At 72.1% G+C, this 15,634-nt stretch carries 14 protein-coding genes; 4 read left to right on the plus strand and 10 right to left on the minus strand.

The annotated features are described in order from the left end of the window. Positions 1–81: 81 nt before the first annotated feature. The 3 genes from ACIQ7M_RS19355 to ACIQ7M_RS19365 form a co-directional block, all read right to left on the minus strand. Positions 82–1,347 (minus strand): MFS transporter, encoded by a 1,266-nt coding sequence (locus ACIQ7M_RS19355; protein WP_403645632.1) that lies wholly within the window; start codon positions 1,345–1,347, stop codon positions 82–84. A 90-nt stretch (positions 1,348–1,437) separates the two neighbouring features. Further along, on the minus strand, positions 1,438–2,091 hold the full coding sequence (locus tag ACIQ7M_RS19360) for a DUF1707 domain-containing protein (RefSeq protein ID WP_403645635.1): 654 nt from the start codon (positions 2,089–2,091) through the stop codon (positions 1,438–1,440). Between the two features lie 114 nt (positions 2,092–2,205). Beyond that, positions 2,206–4,245 carry an ABC transporter ATP-binding protein gene (locus tag ACIQ7M_RS19365; protein ID WP_403645940.1) on the minus strand — a complete coding sequence of 680 codons (2,040 nt, stop codon included), beginning with the start codon at positions 4,243–4,245 and terminating at the stop codon, positions 2,206–2,208. A gap of 430 nt (positions 4,246–4,675) precedes the next feature. Between ACIQ7M_RS19365 and ACIQ7M_RS19370 the strand changes: the two genes are divergently transcribed. Next, positions 4,676–5,224: a DUF1062 domain-containing protein gene (locus ACIQ7M_RS19370; protein WP_403645638.1), complete on the plus strand. Its 549-nt coding sequence runs from the start codon at positions 4,676–4,678 to the stop codon at positions 5,222–5,224. Between the two features lie 93 nt (positions 5,225–5,317). On the opposite strand, the gene ACIQ7M_RS19375 is transcribed toward ACIQ7M_RS19370, so the two are convergent. Beyond that, a complete protein-coding gene (locus ACIQ7M_RS19375) occupies positions 5,318–5,572 on the minus strand; it encodes a lipopolysaccharide assembly protein LapA domain-containing protein (RefSeq protein WP_384785083.1) in 255 nt (84 codons plus the stop codon). Positions 5,573–5,800: 228 nt separating this feature from the next. Between ACIQ7M_RS19375 and ACIQ7M_RS19380 the strand changes: the two genes are divergently transcribed. Both ACIQ7M_RS19380 and ACIQ7M_RS19385 read left to right on the plus strand, forming a co-directional pair. Next, on the plus strand, positions 5,801–6,022 hold the full coding sequence (locus ACIQ7M_RS19380; RefSeq protein ID WP_403645641.1) for a hypothetical protein: 222 nt from the start codon (positions 5,801–5,803) through the stop codon (positions 6,020–6,022). Positions 6,023–6,104: 82 nt separating this feature from the next. Next, a complete protein-coding gene (locus ACIQ7M_RS19385) occupies positions 6,105–6,461 on the plus strand; it encodes a hypothetical protein (protein WP_403645644.1) in 357 nt (118 codons plus the stop codon). Between the two features lie 60 nt (positions 6,462–6,521). Here the strand turns inward: ACIQ7M_RS19385 and ACIQ7M_RS19390 are convergent, their stop codons facing one another. The 6 genes from ACIQ7M_RS19390 to ACIQ7M_RS19415 form a co-directional block, all read right to left on the minus strand. Beyond that, positions 6,522–7,418, minus strand: a complete 897-nt coding sequence (locus tag ACIQ7M_RS19390) for an NAD-dependent protein deacetylase (RefSeq protein WP_403645647.1) — start codon at positions 7,416–7,418, stop codon at positions 6,522–6,524. Between the two features lie 261 nt (positions 7,419–7,679). After that, positions 7,680–8,228 (minus strand): FABP family protein, encoded by a 549-nt coding sequence (locus ACIQ7M_RS19395; protein WP_403645650.1) that lies wholly within the window; start codon positions 8,226–8,228, stop codon positions 7,680–7,682. A gap of 40 nt (positions 8,229–8,268) precedes the next feature. Further along, a complete protein-coding gene (locus tag ACIQ7M_RS19400; RefSeq protein WP_403645653.1) occupies positions 8,269–8,760 on the minus strand; it encodes a hypothetical protein in 492 nt (163 codons plus the stop codon). Positions 8,761–8,942: 182 nt separating this feature from the next. After that, positions 8,943–11,870 (minus strand): hypothetical protein, encoded by a 2,928-nt coding sequence (locus ACIQ7M_RS19405; protein WP_403645656.1) that lies wholly within the window; start codon positions 11,868–11,870, stop codon positions 8,943–8,945. A 2-nt stretch (positions 11,871–11,872) separates the two neighbouring features. Next, positions 11,873–13,720, minus strand: coding sequence for an HSP90 family protein (locus ACIQ7M_RS19410; RefSeq protein ID WP_403645659.1), 1,848 nt, complete (start codon positions 13,718–13,720; stop codon positions 11,873–11,875). A 113-nt stretch (positions 13,721–13,833) separates the two neighbouring features. After that, positions 13,834–14,820, minus strand: coding sequence for a hypothetical protein (locus tag ACIQ7M_RS19415; protein ID WP_403645662.1), 987 nt, complete (start codon positions 14,818–14,820; stop codon positions 13,834–13,836). Positions 14,821–15,058: 238 nt separating this feature from the next. Between ACIQ7M_RS19415 and ACIQ7M_RS19420 the strand changes: the two genes are divergently transcribed. Further along, the gene (locus ACIQ7M_RS19420; RefSeq protein WP_403645665.1) at positions 15,059–15,616 is read left to right on the plus strand and encodes a hypothetical protein; all 558 of its coding nucleotides are present in this window, start codon (positions 15,059–15,061) and stop codon (positions 15,614–15,616) included. Positions 15,617–15,634: the final 18 nt, after the last annotated feature.

Genomic DNA, 15,634 nt, shown 5'->3' on the forward strand with positions numbered 1-15,634 from the left:
GGGCTAACGCTCCTCAGCCCCGAACGGGCCAAGGGGGCACGGCCATGTGCCCCCTCCTCGGCGGCCGCCGAGCTCCCCGCGTCACACGGCGCCGACCTCCGGAGCGGTGCGGACGCTGTCACCGGCGCCGGTCGTGGCCGAGGCGTGCGCGGGGAGACGTCGTACGGCGGGGACGAACAGGAGGGCGAGCATCGCGGGGACGGCGATGACCGTCATCGCGTACAGCGTGGGCCGCACGCCGAGGGAGTCGGACACCGGGCCGGCGAGCGCGAGGCCCAGCGGCATGAGCCCCGTCGACAGCAGATAGTCGTACGAGCTCACCCGGGACAGGGCGGCCTCGGGTATGTGCGTCTGCAGCGCGGTTTCCCAGATGACGAAGAAGAGGGAGACGCCTACGCCGGTGACCGCTTCGAGGACGGCTATCACGGCGACGGGCGCGCCGGAGCCGATGATGACCGCCTGGCAGGAGCCCACCGCGAGCGCCGCGGCGGCGAGTGCCATCGGATGTCTGACCCTGATCCGGTAGGCGCAGACGTCGCCGACGATGGAGCCGATGCCGAAACCCGCGGTCACGATCGACCAGCCGGCCGCGCCGCCCCAATCGCGCTCGGCGAGGACGGGCCCCAGCACGAACACCGACGGCAGCACGACGACGTGATAGACGGAGATCGCCGCCAAGCCGGACCACACCCACGTCCGGCTCCGTACCTGCGTCCAGCCGGCGCGCAACTCCTTGAAGAACGTTCCGCCCGGGCCCGCCTGTGTCGCCTCGGGTGTCATGCCGCGCGGGGTCAGCCGGGCCAGGAACGCGGCACTGACCGCGAAGGTCAGCGCGTCCACCGCCAAGGCGCCGCCGGGACCGGCCACCGCCACCAGGATCCCGGCCACGGCGGGACCGACCACCAGTCCCGCCGACTGGACGAACCCGCGCAGGGCGTTCGCCGCCCGCAGCCGGTCGGCCCCGACGAGCAGGGGCACCAGTCCCGTGGCCGCCGGCATGAAGAACGCGTCGGCCGTGCCGAACACGATCATCAGCAGCACCAGATGCCGAACCTCGGCCACGCCGGTCAACAGCAGAACGGCGGCGAGCCCCTGCACGGCGAACCGCACCAGGTCCGACACCAGCATGATGCGATGGCGCGGGAAACGGTCCGCCCACACCCCGCCCACCAGGGAGAACAGCAGCATGGGCACCAGGCTCGCGGCCGCGACCAGCCCCACGTCGGAGGCGGACCCGCCCACCGAGAGTACGGCGAAGGGCACGGCTATGAACGACACACGGTCGCCCACCACCGACAGGGACTGCCCGATGAACAGGCGGGCGAACTGCGGCTCATCACGCAGCACACCAGGAACCAAAGACTTCACGAAACGACCGATCAGGGACAGCGGACAGGAACTGCAGCGCCCGATGGTAAGCAGTGCCGTCCCCGCAGGTCACCTGTATTCAGCGGGGGGAGGGGCGGCGGGCCTGCGCAGCAGCCACTGCCCGAACGTCCGGCGTGGGGGTCGTACCACCACGCGGCCGTGCGTCTTCTCGCCGACCAGCTCGACCCGCAGGGTGACCGGTGTGTTCGGATGCGTCGGAGTGGGACGGTGTTTGACCTTGCAGAACACCAGCCGCAGACCGTCGGTGTCGACCACGACGCCCGGGCGGGTGACCAGCGTCAGGGTCTTGCCCGTCATGCCGACGTCGACGCGCAGGGTGTCGTGCGTGATCAGGGCATCGGTGAAGTCGAGGGTCACCTCGCAGAACGTCACGGCGAGCTCCAGCCTCCGCGGCACGACCCAACGCCCCACCCGCTCGACCGCGCCGCTGTGGACCTGCTCGATCCGGACCGTGTCCTTGGCCTCCGCCCCGGCCGCGCCGACGGACGGCAGGTCGGCGGTGAGCGCGGCCAGTTCACCCAAGGTCCGCGCCGACAGGGCGACTTCCAGGCGCTCGTCCAGCTCGTCCGCGGTCAGCAGGCCGTCCCCGGCCGCGACACGCAGTACGTCCACCATCCGGTCCCGGTCCGCGTGCGAGGCCCGCAGCCCGGGCGACGAGCCGAGGCCGACGGCCTTCCCGGTGGGCGCGATCTCTCCCGACATGCTTCTGTCCTGATCCTGTCGAACGACTCCGCGCGACGCGGGCAGCGGCGCGAGGAGGAGACCAACGCTGTATCGCGATACATGGATCCCGGCCGGACCCCCGTCCCGCTGGAGTCACGCGGGGTCCGCGACAGCCGGTGAGCCGGGCGAACCGGACGTGTCGGCCGGGTCGGGTGAGCTCGGTGAATCGTGCGAGCTGGGGTGCGGGATGGTGGGGGTGGGGGCGTACTGGGCCGCCTGGGCCGTGAACATCGCCGCGTAGCGGCCCTGGGCCGCCATGAGTTCGTCGTGGCCGCCCTCCTCGACCAGTCGCCCCTGGTGCAGGACGTAGATGCGGTCGGAGTGGCGGACCCCGGACATACGGTGGGTGACGAGGACGACGGCGCGGTGCGGGGCGGCGAGTCCGCGGATACGGTCGAACGCCGCGATCTCGGCCTCCGGATCGAGGGCGGACGTCGGTTCGTCCACGATGAGGATGCTGTCCCCCCGCGAGGTGGAGCTGCGCCAGTGCGTGCGGGCCAGGCCGACCTTCTGCCACTCGCCGCCGGACAGTTCGATGGCCCCGCGGAAGACGCGGGCCAGCAGACTCCGCAGCCCGTCGGGGAGTCTGGAGACGACCGGGCCCGCGCCGGCGTAGTCGACGGACGCCCGCAGGTCGTCGTCGGTGGCCTCGGCTTCGGGGCGGCCGATCCGGATGTTCATCGCCGCCGTCACGGGCCAGCGCTGGAAGTCCTGCGTGAGCAGCGCGACGCGCTCGAAGACCTGGGAGCGGTCCAGTCCGGTGACGTCCAGGTCGCCCCAGCGCACCGCCCCTCCATGGGGGAGCAGCAGGCCGGAGAGGACCTTCATGAGGGTGCTCTTGCCCGAGCCGTTCTCGCCGACGACGGCCGTGACCGAGCCCATGGGGATGGTGAGCGTGACCCGGTCGAGCGCCGGAGCCTCGCGGTCGGGGTACCGATACGAGACCTCGTCGAGCGTGATCTGCTTGACCTGCTCCGGAACCGGACCGCCCGTCCCGGGGATGGCGTACCCGGCCGCCTCGGCCAGGAAGCGTCCGTGGTCGCGGACGTACAGGGATTCCTCGTGCAGGGTGTTGACGTTCATCACCAGAGCGCCCAGGCTCGCCGACCCGGACCGGACGGCGATCACCGCCGTGCCGGCCACCGCCAGACTCATGTGCCCGCTCATGACCAGCCAGATCATGGTTCCGTACGTGGCGGCCATCGCCAGTCCGGACAGCGCCGAGGCCACCCACTCGGTGACCGCCTTGCCGGCGGCCAGCCGTTCCTGCTCGGCCTCGGCGCTGCGCGCCATGCGTTCGTACCGGCCGAGCAGGAAGGGACCGACGCCGTGGATACGTACCTCCTGGGCGGCGGTACGTTCGGTGAGGAGGTTGCCGATCAGCCGGCTGGCCCGCACGTGCTCGATCCAGCTCATCACCGAGACGTACCGTTCCTGGGCCACACGCATCGCGCCCCAGCCGCGCGGGGTGGCGATGAGGACGAGCATCGGCAGCAGCGCCGGGTGCAGCACTGTCAGCACGCCCGCCGTGGCCACGAGGGAGATGGTGCTGTTCAGCGCGGCGACACAGGCGCTGATCATCCGGCGGGCGGACGCGGGGCCGTACTGGGCGATGTCGATCAGCCGCCGGAAGTCCGGGTCGTCGATGGCCTCCAGCTCCACGGAGACAGCGGCTGCCAGGTACTGGGTGGTGGCGATCCGCTCCACCAGAGGTTCGAGCCGGCCCGCCCGGGACGTGGACCAGCCCGCCAGCACGGAGTTGACGACGGCGATCGCGGCGGCGGCCAGCAGGCCCGGCATCAAGGCGTGCAGCCGGTCGGCCGCCGTGCCGACGCCGAGCAGGGCGTGCATGACCGCGTTGACCGCGAGCAGCCCGACGGCCGCGGCGACTCCCTGCCCGATCTCGCTCACGCCGACGGCGATGAGCGCCCGGCGGTCCGTGTTCCAAGCCATGCGCAAGGTCGCCCCGACCAGGGTCGGCATGGAACGCAGTGCCGAGAGCATCGTCAAGTCGAGCTGCGCGTGCTCGTGTTGGGACCAGCCCATGTCGTAGCGCAACGGGCCGCCGAACAACTCGCGCTCCGCGTCGGACACTTCCGGCTCCGCCAGCCGGACCTTGCCGAAGAACCTCATCACACCGCGCCTCCCCGTGCGTGCCGGTTCCGTGCCCTGGACCGTGGGTCGCGAGCGAGTGCCGGCGGGAAGGCGCTTTGGCGTGTGGGCGCACACCATCGGTTGGACGTCACCATCAGGGGAGGTTGCCCAACTCGCGCGTGACTATGTCGCATACGTCGGCTATCGGCCTCCGGGAGCCGGAGTGGCCGGAGGCGGTCGGGTCAGCCGGGTCGGCCGGGGTCAGGCGGGTCGGTCGGGTCGGCCGGTCGGAAATTCGGTGGAGTGGTCGCGCGGTCCGGCACTAGCGTGCCGACGGGCCCATTCGTCTAGGCAAGGACGTGCCGTTGTACACCGTGTGAGACCTCCCGAGCGCTGATCTGTCGCGCGTCGCCGTCGTGCGCCGCGCTGCCTTTTGCTGCGGACTTCTCACTGAAACCGGTGTACCTCTGTGCTCAATAGCTGGGTGGTCATGCCCACCTGCCTGCCTACTGTTCTCCGCCGTTGTCACGCCTGCGGCTCCGGGCGCTTCCGGGCCAACGGAAAATTCCGTGTCAACGCGAACCATAAACTCCTCGACGCCTGGCTTCTCGTGCTCTGCGCCGGCTGCGGGGACACGGCGAAGCTCACGATCCTGGAGCGGGCGCATGTGCGCACGATCCGACCGGAGCTGCTGGACCGGATGCACGACAACGACCCAAGCCTTGCGGCGGAGTTGCTGCAGGACCCGGTCCTTCGGCGCCGCAATCGCATCGCTCTCGACTGGGACGGCGCCTGGCGTCTCGACACCGGCGGTTCGGACCATCTGGGCAGCGAGGTGATCGATGTCTCGGTCCGCTTCGCGGCGCGGATACCCCTCCGGCCGGTGCGGCTGATCGCCGACGGCTGCGGTCTGTCACGGGCCGAGGTCGAGCGACTGATGGCCGAGGGGAAGGTCGTCTCCGCGGTCCGGCTGAGTGGCAAGGTGTCCGGCGACTTCACCTTCACGCTCAAGCGCTGAGCCCTCGCGGTTGGCGCGGGCCTGTCCGGCATGATCCGCCGGGCAGGCCCCCTGTCCTGAGAGTCTGACCGTACCGGGGGCTCCGAGCGCGGGCTACCGGCGTGCGCGGCGGTAGGCGATCAGCAGCCCCAGAAGGATGCCGACGAGCAGGGTGACGGTCAGGACGATCCACAGGGGGAGGGTGACCTCAGGGATCCAGAGCCGGATGGTCACCGAGTTCGTATTGGCTGCGATGAACCAGATCGTCAGGGCTGCCAGCACGAAGAAACCGATGCTGCGTATCCGGTAGTCCCGCCCCTTGACCGTCACCGTGGACGGCCCGTGTGCCTTCGCGGTCTTCTGGGCCATGAGTCCAGTATCCGGCTGTTCATCCGAGCGGGCGACTCGATCGGGCGCGACCGGCCGGGGCCGCCGCCTCCGAGGTCCGGACCGTCCTGGTGCGGGCGGGCGGAACCCGCGACCGGGTGGGCGGGCGGAACCGGTCGAGCGGAACCGGGCGCGCGGTGCGGTGGAGGGTCGGACTTGAGGAGGAAATCGAACATGTGAACTAATAGAGCGATGGAGTCCGTGTCACGCATGTCCTTCCCTCAAGACCTGGTCCAACTCGAAGTTGCCTGGTGTCGCACCTACGACGCCCTCGCCGTACCCCGCCCGGCGGGGCGCACGGCCCTGCGCCGCCGTCTGCTGGTGCTGTCGGCCCGGCTGTGGTGGCATCCGTTCTGGACGGGGCCGGGCCGGATGCCCGCGGCCCGCCTGGAACTGCGCAGACGGGCCCGCGCTGCGAGCGCTCGGGGGTGAAGGGCCGTACCCCTCGGTGCGTGTGGTCGTCCACGGGCAGGGTGGCCGGCGGCTGATCCAAGTCGGCCAGTAGCCTCGCTCCATGGATGCGCTCGTGCCCTTCGTGGTCATGTTCGGTGGCCTCGCCGCCGTCATCGGCTTCTTCGTCTGGCTCGCCGCCCGCGTCCGCTCCAGAGGTCTTGCCGGCGGAGCCGTGAACGCGGCCCTGGCCTCGTACGAAGAGGTGTTTCGTGCGACCTCGCACGCGGCCCACGTCGAGATCCAGGCCCAGAAGGAACGCAAGGCGCCGCTTCTGTCGCCCGACGGCCTCTGGGAGCGTGGTCCGGGCGATACGAGCCCGGCAGGTTCCCGGGACCGCCGGCCACCGGCCCGCTCTCGTGTGCGCCGTTCGCGCAGGACCCTCGGCCGTTGGGCCGCTCGCCTGCGGGGCGGCCGCTGAACCGCGCCCCCGGTCGGGAGGATCGGCCGCGGTCGCGGCGGCCGGCCACCACCCCCAGGCTCAGGCCGCGGCCTCGTCCAAGGGGATGCCGAGCCGGCCGGCCACGGTGGTGAGGGCCGTACCCAGGGGGAGTGCGACCCGGGTCAGGGCATGCTGGTCGCCCCGGGTCGCGTCCCGGTTGACGATCAGTACCGGCTTCCCGGCATCGGCCGCCTGACGCACGAACCGCAGTCCGGACATGACCGTCAGGGAGGAGCCCAGGACCAGCAGCGAAGTGGCCTCACGGACCAGGCGGCGGCACTCCTCGACCCGCGACGGCGGAACGGACTCGCCGAAGAAGACCACGTCCGGCTTGAGGATGCCGCCGCAGACCGTGCACGGGACCACGTGGAACTCTCCGACCTGCTCGTCGGTGAGGTCGGCGTCACCGTCCGGGTTGACGGCGGCGGCCACCGGCGCGAAGCCGGGGTTGGCCTCCTCCAGCAGGCGGGCGAGTTCGCGGCGCGGGGTGCGGGCACCGCAGGAGAGACAGACGACCCGCTCCAGGCTTCCGTGGAGTTCCACGACGCCCTGACTGCCGACGGCCTGGTGCAGCCCGTCGACGTTCTGTGTGATCACCCCGGAGAGCAGGCCGTGGCGCCCGAACGCGGCCACGGCCCGGTGTCCGTCGTTGGGGCGGGCCCGGCCGAAGGTCCGCCAGCCGAGGTGGCTGCGGGCCCAGTACCGCCGCCGGGCCTGAGCGGTGGCGGTGAAGTCCTGGTAGGTCATCGGGGTGTGCCGGCGCAGGCTCCCGCCCTCGCCCCGGTAGTCGGGGATGCCCGACTCCGTCGAGATGCCCGCCCCGCTGAGCACCAGCACGCCGCCGGTGCGCAGCGCGGCGGCCACCGGCTCCAGATCAGTCGTAGCCGGCGGGAGGTCCCCGGAGGGGATCCAGCTCAGGGTCGGGCGCATGCGCATGCAACCAGGGTACGGATACGAGGACACGGTGTACGGGGAGGCCGCAGGCACCGCCACGACGTACGGCCGGTCGCCCTGCCGATGCACGGGCAAGTGACCAGGTACGGGTCAGGCAGGCGCCGCGACCATGCACGGGTCAGTCAGGCACCGCGCCGGTCTGCGGCCCGCCCCGGTGCAGGCATCGCACCGGTCTGTGCCCGCCCCGGCAAGAGCTTCCGGCCGGGCCCGGCCGGAGTCGGTCGGCGGTTCCGGCCCCGCGCCTCAGCTCGCGCCGGAGCGCTGGAGCCGCGCGGAGAGATGGTGCTGCAACGGCTGACCGACCGCCTCCAGGTCATGGAGGAAGTCCAGGGTGTCCTCGTCCGTCAAGGTGTAGCGGCGGCGCGTGGCGGCCACCTCCTTGGCCGTGGGAGCGAGTGCCACCTGTTGCGTGGCGAGGTCCACTGCGCCGTCGGTTACCTGCCCGACCAGGATTTCCGCGATGCCGGTGGGCTGGGTGATCAACGCCTCCACGCGTCCGTCGGCCTGCATCCGCCACCAGCCGCTCTCCCGGGCCGACGGGCGCAGCGGTGAGCGCTCCGGGTCGAGTAGCCAGGCGCGTGCCTCGTAGTGGAGAAAGGGCCGACCGTCGTGGCTGAAGGTGACCTCCTGCGCGTAGACGAACTCCTCGTCGAGCGTCGGGTAGCCGCCGCGGCCTTGTCCGGCCCAGGTGCCGAGAAGTCCGATGACCGGCGTGAGCAGCTCGTGAGGTGCGGGCTTCTCGTCCGAGCGGAATGCGTCGGGGTACGGGTGCTTCCCGAAGAGGTCGACCATGACATCCACTCCAGGGTTGAGGCCGGTGCCGCCTGGCAGCCTAGTGGTACTCCGCCCGGAGATCGTGATCTTCCCGGCGGCGCGGCGGCCGGGTCGAGGAGTAGAACATCTGCCCCTTGCCCAGCGGCTGCTCGGGGACGGCACCTCGCCAGATCAGCAGACCGTGAGTCCGCTCCCAGTAGAGCGCGTACGCGGCGTTGACCAGCAACTGCGCGGTGAGAGGCAGCACGCACAGAGCGGCCAGCGGGTTCGTCACGAGAGCCAGGGGCAGGGTCAGTACCAGCAGGACGGCCAGGAATCCACCGTGGAACAGGTACGGCCGCGGGGCGTGGCCGCGAGACAGAACCGCGTCGGGATCCTGCAACGGCACCGCCCTCCGGAAGGCGCGCCCTTCCCCGATCAGGGAGAGGCACGGCACGACCACGAGGATGCCCGCGAACCACGCGACGACATCCCCCGGTACCTCCGCATGCGGCAGCGCACGCAAGGGCAGGGCCACCACCAGACCGACGGCGGCGGCAGCCACCGTCATGCCGGCACCCCTGAGCTCGTGGTGCACATACCTGACCATGGCGATCCCCCCGGCCGCGCCCACACAGGACCTCCAGTCTGCCGCAACCACGTCGATGAGGAACACGGGATCGCTGACCAAGCATGGAGGAGGGCTCGGCCGCGGTGCCGGGGCGTACTCGGCCCGGCACCGCGGCCGGTGTGTCAGGCCTCGTCGCGCAGGCGGGAGGCCAACGTCGTCAGCGGTTCGGCTTCCTCCGTGCGGCCCAGGCGGGTCAGCAGGGACACCGCCTTGTCGAGGCGGGTGAGGGCGGGGGAGACGCGTTCGAGGTAGAGGCCCTCGACGGCGCCCGCGAAGCGGACGCATTCGGCCCACTCGCCCGCCCGGTCGTCCTCCGGTCCCGGCTCGCCCAGGAGGGCGAGGGCCTTCTCCAGCGCGGCCAGGGCGTCCTCGTACTCACCGGCGTAGGCGTTGACCCGGCCGTGTTCGTAGGCCAGGGCCGAGTCCAGGGAGCGTCCCCGGGTCTCGTACGCGGCCTCGCGGGCCTCTTCGGCGATCCGGTCGGCGTCGGCGAGGAAGGCGAGGGCATCGGTCAGGCCCTCCTCGCCGTGCTGCTGAGCCTGCTGACGGGCGAGTTCGCGCAGACAACTGCTGAGCTGCTCGTAGCGCGGTGCCAGCGCGTGGGCGGCGAGCGCCTGGTTCACGGCTTCGCGGGCCCGGCCGAAGTCGCCGCACTCGCCGAGGAGCACGGCCGCCTCGGCGGCGATCATGGCGTGGCTTCCGGGGTCGTCTTCCCAGTCGGCCGACTCGGCCGCGAGAGCGACGAGTTCGGCCGTGGCGGCCTTGAGGTCCTCACCCGCGTGCAGGGCCCGGGCCCGGGTCAGGCGGAGCTGGGCCAGGAGCCGGTCGTCCAACTCGCCCGCCGTGACGTCCGGTTCGGTCATCAGGGAGTCGAGCAGGGCGATGCAGTCCTCGACCCGGCCCATGTCGAGGCTGAGCTGGGCCGCGTTGCTGTAGCTGCAGAACGCCTCCGTGCGGCTGCCGTGACGCAGGTCCAGTTCAGCCGACCGCGTCAGATGGCGCAGTGCCTCGTCGGGCCGGCCCAGGTGCATGCAGACCTCGGCCAGGTCACTGTGGAGACGGCTGGTGTCGACCGCCTCGGCCGGCCAGTCGGCGGCCAGCCGCAGGCCCTCCATCAGGCTCGCGTGCGCGGCCTCCGGGTCCCGGAGCCCGAGCTGGAGCCGGGCCCGCAGACCGAGTGCGCGGGGCAGGTGCCAGGCCGGGCCCTGGGCCTTCAGCCGGCCGAGGAGATCGTCGACCCCGGCGACCGCGGCGGGCAGGTCGCCGGAGAGGGCGTGCGTGCCGGCCTTCAGCAGCAGTCCGCCGGAGATCTGCCCGGCGATGTCGTGCCGCGTGGCGAACGCCAGGAGCAGGTCCGCCTCGGCGAAGGCCGGCTCGACGTCGTCCTCGTTGCCGGACGTCTGCAGGCGCAGACCGAGCGCGGTGGCCCGAAGGCGCAGCAGACGGGCCTCGTGGACCGGTGTGAGGCCGGAGGTCTCCTCGTGCAGGGCGACGATGGACGCGTGGGCTTCGGTCAGCGCGGCGGCCTTCGCCTCGGCCCCGTCGTCGACGCCGCCCGCCGCCGCGAGCAGCGCGCAGGCGCGGGCGAGTGCCGCCCGCTCCGGCGCTCCGGCGTCCTCGTACAGTCCCGCGGCCTCCTCGTACAGCGCCTGGGCGACGGCGAACTCGTCCTTGTCGCCCGCCCGGCTCGCCTCGTCGTCCAGCAGGTCCGCGCGGAGCCGTACGAGGGGACCCACCTCCGGGTCGTCGGGGTGGGCGTAGTCCCGAGCGGCCGAGAGCGTGCGCAGCCGTGCCCAGAGGGCGGTTGACTCCGGGTGGCCCAGGCCGTCCAACTTCCTTGCCCGGAGGATCAGTTCGCCGACCGACTCGGGTACGGCGGTGGCGGTCGTACGGGCCGGAGGTGCGGCCATCGGGACGGCCGCGGCCACGTCGTCGAGGCTGCGAGGGCGCAGCGTCAGCTCCAACGCGTCCAGGAGCGGGGCACGTTCGACGCGGGCCGCGCGGCGGTCGGCGTGGGCGGTGGTTCCGTTGCGGGCGTCGAAACGAGCGGCGAAGTCATCGGCGCGGTCGGCCACTTCGGCGCGCAGGCCGGCCGCCGTCCAGGCGCGGCCCGCGAATCCGGCGGCGGGCAGTTCGCCGTGGCCGAGGTGTTCGACGCGACGGAGGAGGACCTCCACACCGGTGAGGAAGTCGAGCATGTCCCGAGGCGACTCCACCTCGTCGAACAGCCCCCGGTTCTCGGCGAGCAGTTCCAGACCGCGCGCCTCGTTGCCGGTCAGCGCGCAGAACTCCAGGTGACGGCCGACCTCCCCGGCCATCGAGGGGTTGCGGCGGCAGGCGCGGTAGCCGGCGAGGTGCAGTTCGACGGCCCGGTCGGCGGCGCCGGTGCGCAGCAGGGGCAGCAGCGCGTGCGAGATGGACCGCGCCGGCTCCTCCTGGCAGGAGTCCTTCCCCGCCAGGACGGGCTCCCAGACGCGCAGGGCCCGCTCGTCGTCGCCCGCCGCGAGGTGGAACAGGGCGCGCTCGCAGATCTCGCAGGCCTCGCAGTCGCTGAGCCTGGTGCGGGGGCGCCCCGCCCACAGCTCGTAGGCGAGCGCGGTGTCCTCACCGAGGTGCGCGGCGAGTTGGTACGCCTGCCCGTAGTACGGCTGAAGGCCCAGGTCGGCCTTCTCGTACCGGTCGCGCATCTCCTTCTGCCACTGGCGCAGGCTGGCCAGCGGTATCTCGGGCAGCGCGAGCAGCGCGTTGGCCACCCACTTGAACCGCCAGAACAGCAGGTGGCGCAGGCGTTCGTCGAAGACGTCGGGCTGCTCGTCGAACAGGGTGAGCAGGCGGGCGAAGACGACGGGCGACTTCCGGGGTTCGGAGCCGTAGGTGTACGCCTCCTGGAGTTCGAGGAGTGCGCGAATGAGGGGAACGGGCTCGGCGAACTGCTCGGCCGCCTCGACGAGTTCCTCGGCGGTGACGGTGCGGGTGCGGCCGTAGGGCCGGCGGTCGTTCTCCTGGAGCGCCTGGAGCAGCTCGTCGGTGGTCTGGGGTGCGGTCGGCATCGTCAGCTGTCCTTGCGGAGGGCGTGGGCGAGGAGGTCGAGGAAGGAGCGGTTGATGAGGCTCGACTCGGCGGGCCTGAGCGGACGCCGGGACAGCATCGCGGCCTGGCCGTAGAGGGCTTCGGCGCTGGTGCGGGCCAGTTCGGGCTCGGTGATGGTGACGGCCGTACGCACCAGCGGGTTGAGCTGGTTGAGGATGAGCTGGGCCCGCGGAGCCTCCTGGCGCAGGGCGCCGAGGATGTCGCCCCACACGCCGCCTTCCTGTTCGCGGGCGAGCTGGGAGCGGGTGCGCTCGTGCCGGGCCTCGCGGCTGTCGACGAGGAGGGCGGGCGCGGAGGCGGGCTGGAAGGCGCGCAGGGCGACGTCGCAGTCGAAGACGGCGAGGGCGTCGCGGGCCTGGGCGAGGTACGCCGCGGCGGCCAGCTCCGTCTCCCGGTCGACGGGGTCGAGGTGGGCGGTCAGGGTCGCCGGGTCGAGGTCCGCGACGCTCGCCTCGGGCCTGATCTCCGGCAGCCGGTGCACGAGTTCACGGTCGTACGTGTAGCCGCCGTTGACGACTCCGAGTCCGGCGGCCGAGGCGATCGCGGCGACCTGCCGGAACTCCTCCACGCTCGATGTCACGAGCACCGTGCGGTGGGTGCGCGCGAACTCGTCGAGCGTGGCGTGCCCGTCGGTGGTCTCGAACGGCAGCCAGGGCAGCAGCATCCGCAGGATCTCGTCGTCGTGCACGGCGAGCGACTTGACGGCCAGGTGATGCACCTGGAGGAAGCGGGCGAGCAGGTCCGGGTCGCTGGCGGCGGCCCGGGCGATCCAGTCCCGCAGTCGTTCGGCGAGGGCGTCGCGGACGGCGGCGAGGGTGTCGTCCTCGTACAGGGACTCGCGGGACGCCGTCGGGCGCAGGCTCTCGGCGTCGACCACACAGCGGACAAAGAATGCCCACTCGGGCAGGATCTCCTCGGCCTGCTCGGACAGCAGCATGCCCTTGACGTGCACGCGGTGGCCGTGGCGGCGCCCGGCCGGGACCGTCTCGGGCAGCACGCAGGCGATGCCCTTCAGGCCCACGGCCGGCAGGTCCAGCTCGATCGTGTCCAGCGGCTTGAATCCGAGGACGTCCTCGCCGTACGCGGCCAGGGCGCGCGAACGGGCTCCCGGCGTGGGGTACGTGACCGCCCAGGGCGCGGGTTCGGGGTTGACCGGCGCGGGTGTGCCGCCCGTCCCGTCGGTGAAGGTCACCGGGTGGCGCAGCAGCGAGCCGAAGTGCCGGGCCAGCGCCTGAACCTGGACCGGCCGGGTCCAGTCGCCCGCGTCGGCGCGCGGCGTCAGGGTGACGGTGGTGCCGGGCCGGGGGCGGGCGGACGCGGGCAGGGTGCGGACGGTGTAGCTGCCGTCGCCGCGGCCCCGCCACTCCACGGCGGGCGCGTCGGGAGTACGGGCCGAGCGGCTGAGGACATGGATCTCGTCCGCGACCAGGAAGCAGGACAGCAGCCCGATACCGAACTGGCCGATGAAATCGCCTCGTTGCTCGGCGATCTTCTCGGCGCGCTTGCTGCTGCGGCCGATCGTGGCGAGGAAGGTGTGCACATCGGCCTCGGTCAGACCGACGCCGTCGTCCTCGACCCGGACCACCGAACCGTCGGCGTACAGGCGAATCCCGAAGGCATCGGTCGAGGCGCCCGGTTCGAGGGCGTGCCGGGCGGTCAGCGCGTCCACCGCGTTCTGCAGGAGTTCACGCAGATAGACGCGAGGGCTGGAGTAGAGGTGGTGGGAGAGGAGGTCGACGAGGCCCCGCAGATCCACTTGGAAGGTGCGGTCGTCGCCCGCCGGGGTCGCGGCGGTGTCGGGCAGTGTCATGGGGCAGTCCGAAGGCAGAGGAGAAACGGGGCGGCGGGTCCGGCGTGCGCTCAGGCGCGACGGGGTGGCGGCGGGATCGGCGTGCGCTCGGGCACGCCGGAAGTGGTGTGCGCTCAGGCGCGGCGGTGGTGGCGGGCGAACTGCTTCTCGGGCTCCGCGAAGTACGTCCACGGCCAGCTCGTGTACGCGCCGTCGAGTTCCTGGTAGACACGCCGGGCCGTGTGACGCTCACCGGCCAGGGACAGGGCCATGGCGAACATGTTGAAGTCGTGCTGCCAGCCCGGGTGTCGCGCATAGGCCGGGTGGAGGATGCTGTGGTCGGCCGCCTCGCGCAACTCGGCCTGGATCGCCGGGGTTTCGAGACAGTTCCCACGCTCCGACTCGACCCAGTCCTCGATGTGCGCCATGGCGATCACACAGCCGAGAGGGTGCCCCTGCGGGGCGCGGCGGAGCGCGTCCCGGGCGAACGCCAGGGCCTGGCCGGGATCGCCGCCCCAGCGGGGCTGCAACTGCGACACCCACTCGATGTGGGTCTCCAGGTCCAGCGGGTCCCGGCGCAGTGCGGCGTCGAACCGGGTCTCCTTCACGCTCGAGGGCAGTGACATACCGCGCGCGGAGGTGAGGAGACGGCGCCACGGGGTGATCCACTCCGGGCGCAGTTCGGCGGCCTCCAGCAGATGCTCCTCGGCGATCACGAGCCGCTCGCGGAAGATGCGCCACTGTTCCTGCGTGACGTTCGCGGCGCGGGCGCTGGTGCGGGCCTCCCAGCCCCAGCTGATGTGGCGCGTTCCGGATATCAGCAGGGCCGTCGCCCGGTGCTCCTTGTCCTCCTCGACGGCGCGCCCGATCCAGTCCTGCACACCGTCCAGCTCCGCCAGTTCGGCGAGCACCTTGTGGTCACGGCCCGGATCGAAGGGGGACAGCGCGGACTTGACGGCCTCCCAGTCACCGGCGTCGGCCGCTTCCACCAGCGCGAGCACCCGTACGTCCCCGAGCGCGCGCAGCGTGTGCACCCCGTTCTTGCCCCTGCGCGACACCGGGAGCGCGTGCGGACCCGCCGCCGGTCTCTCCGCGTCCTTGCCGAACAGCTTGCCCCACATGCCGTACCCTCCCCTGGTCCTTCATGATCGTCCGGTGCAGCATAAGCGGACCTACTGACACCGTGGCCACACAGTTTCCGCGGGTGCTTCACGGGACCGCGTCCCCTGCCGCGCCGGATCCCGGCCTCCGCGCCCGCCGACCGGGCGAGGCGGCGGGCGGAAGCGCATGGTGCGAGGGCCTGAACGGGACGGCGGCCGGAGACTGGTGACCCGATGCCGGGCTTGAGCAGGAGAGCGCATGAACGACGGCAGCAGCGCGGGCTCCCAGGGATCGGTGACCGCCGTCACGGACAGGGGAGCCGCCAACCGGGCCGGGGTACTCAGCACCGCCCTCGCCGGTGTCCTGGCCTTCGCGCTCTCCTCCGGCTCCTGGCAGTGGTTCTCCACCTACCTTGGGGCCACCCTGCTCGCGCTGATCTTCGCCTGCACCCGGGCGCCGGTTCCCACGGCCGGCGCACAGTCCGCGTACGCACGGAGCCTGACCGCCTACTCCCTGGTCGTCGGCCTGTGCGTGGCCCTCGCGGTGGCGCCCGCCATACAGCGCTGGGAGTGGTTCTTCCCGATGCCGGGCACGCGCACGACGTGCGCCCACCTGGGCGACTACGCGGCGCTGCGGGCACAGGCCGCACTGCACGACCTGGCGGGTCGGGACGGTGCCGCGCCGGCCTTCGCCCAGGACGACCGGAGCCCGGCACGTCGTGGGCGACTGCCTGGCGTCCACGACGACGCTGTGGCTGCCGGTGTACGGCCTGGCCGCGGCCGTACTGGCGGCGCTCGGCGCCTGGTTGGTGGGTAGGGAGGATGCGAGGCGGGG

This window comes from Streptomyces sp. NPDC096324 (assembly GCF_044763015.1).
In the GTDB taxonomy this organism is placed as follows: domain Bacteria; phylum Actinomycetota; class Actinomycetes; order Streptomycetales; family Streptomycetaceae; genus Streptomyces.

What these genes read in the sequence shown, in the direction of transcription:
- ACIQ7M_RS19410 (WP_403645659.1), bottom strand. Translation starts at nt 13,720, where the DNA reads ATGACACTGCCCGACACCGCCGCGACCCCGGCGGGCGACGACCGCACC.
- ACIQ7M_RS19405 (WP_403645656.1), bottom strand. Translation starts at nt 11,870, where the DNA reads ATGCCGACCGCACCCCAGACCACCGACGAGCTGCTCCAGGCGCTCCAG.
- ACIQ7M_RS19385 (WP_403645644.1), top strand. Translation starts at nt 6,105, where the DNA reads ATGGATGCGCTCGTGCCCTTCGTGGTCATGTTCGGTGGCCTCGCCGCC.
- ACIQ7M_RS19420 (WP_403645665.1), top strand. Translation starts at nt 15,059, where the DNA reads ATGAACGACGGCAGCAGCGCGGGCTCCCAGGGATCGGTGACCGCCGTC.
- ACIQ7M_RS19360 (WP_403645635.1), bottom strand. Translation starts at nt 2,091, where the DNA reads ATGTCGGGAGAGATCGCGCCCACCGGGAAGGCCGTCGGCCTCGGCTCG.
- ACIQ7M_RS19400 (WP_403645653.1), bottom strand. Translation starts at nt 8,760, where the DNA reads ATGACGGTGGCTGCCGCCGCCGTCGGTCTGGTGGTGGCCCTGCCCTTG.
- ACIQ7M_RS19375 (WP_384785083.1), bottom strand. Translation starts at nt 5,572, where the DNA reads ATGGCCCAGAAGACCGCGAAGGCACACGGGCCGTCCACGGTGACGGTC.
- ACIQ7M_RS19365 (WP_403645940.1), bottom strand. Translation starts at nt 4,245, where the DNA reads ATGAGGTTCTTCGGCAAGGTCCGGCTGGCGGAGCCGGAAGTGTCCGAC.
- ACIQ7M_RS19380 (WP_403645641.1), top strand. Translation starts at nt 5,801, where the DNA reads ATGTCCTTCCCTCAAGACCTGGTCCAACTCGAAGTTGCCTGGTGTCGC.
- ACIQ7M_RS19390 (WP_403645647.1), bottom strand. Translation starts at nt 7,418, where the DNA reads ATGCGCATGCGCCCGACCCTGAGCTGGATCCCCTCCGGGGACCTCCCG.
- ACIQ7M_RS19415 (WP_403645662.1), bottom strand. Translation starts at nt 14,820, where the DNA reads ATGTGGGGCAAGCTGTTCGGCAAGGACGCGGAGAGACCGGCGGCGGGT.
- ACIQ7M_RS19395 (WP_403645650.1), bottom strand. Translation starts at nt 8,228, where the DNA reads ATGGTCGACCTCTTCGGGAAGCACCCGTACCCCGACGCATTCCGCTCG.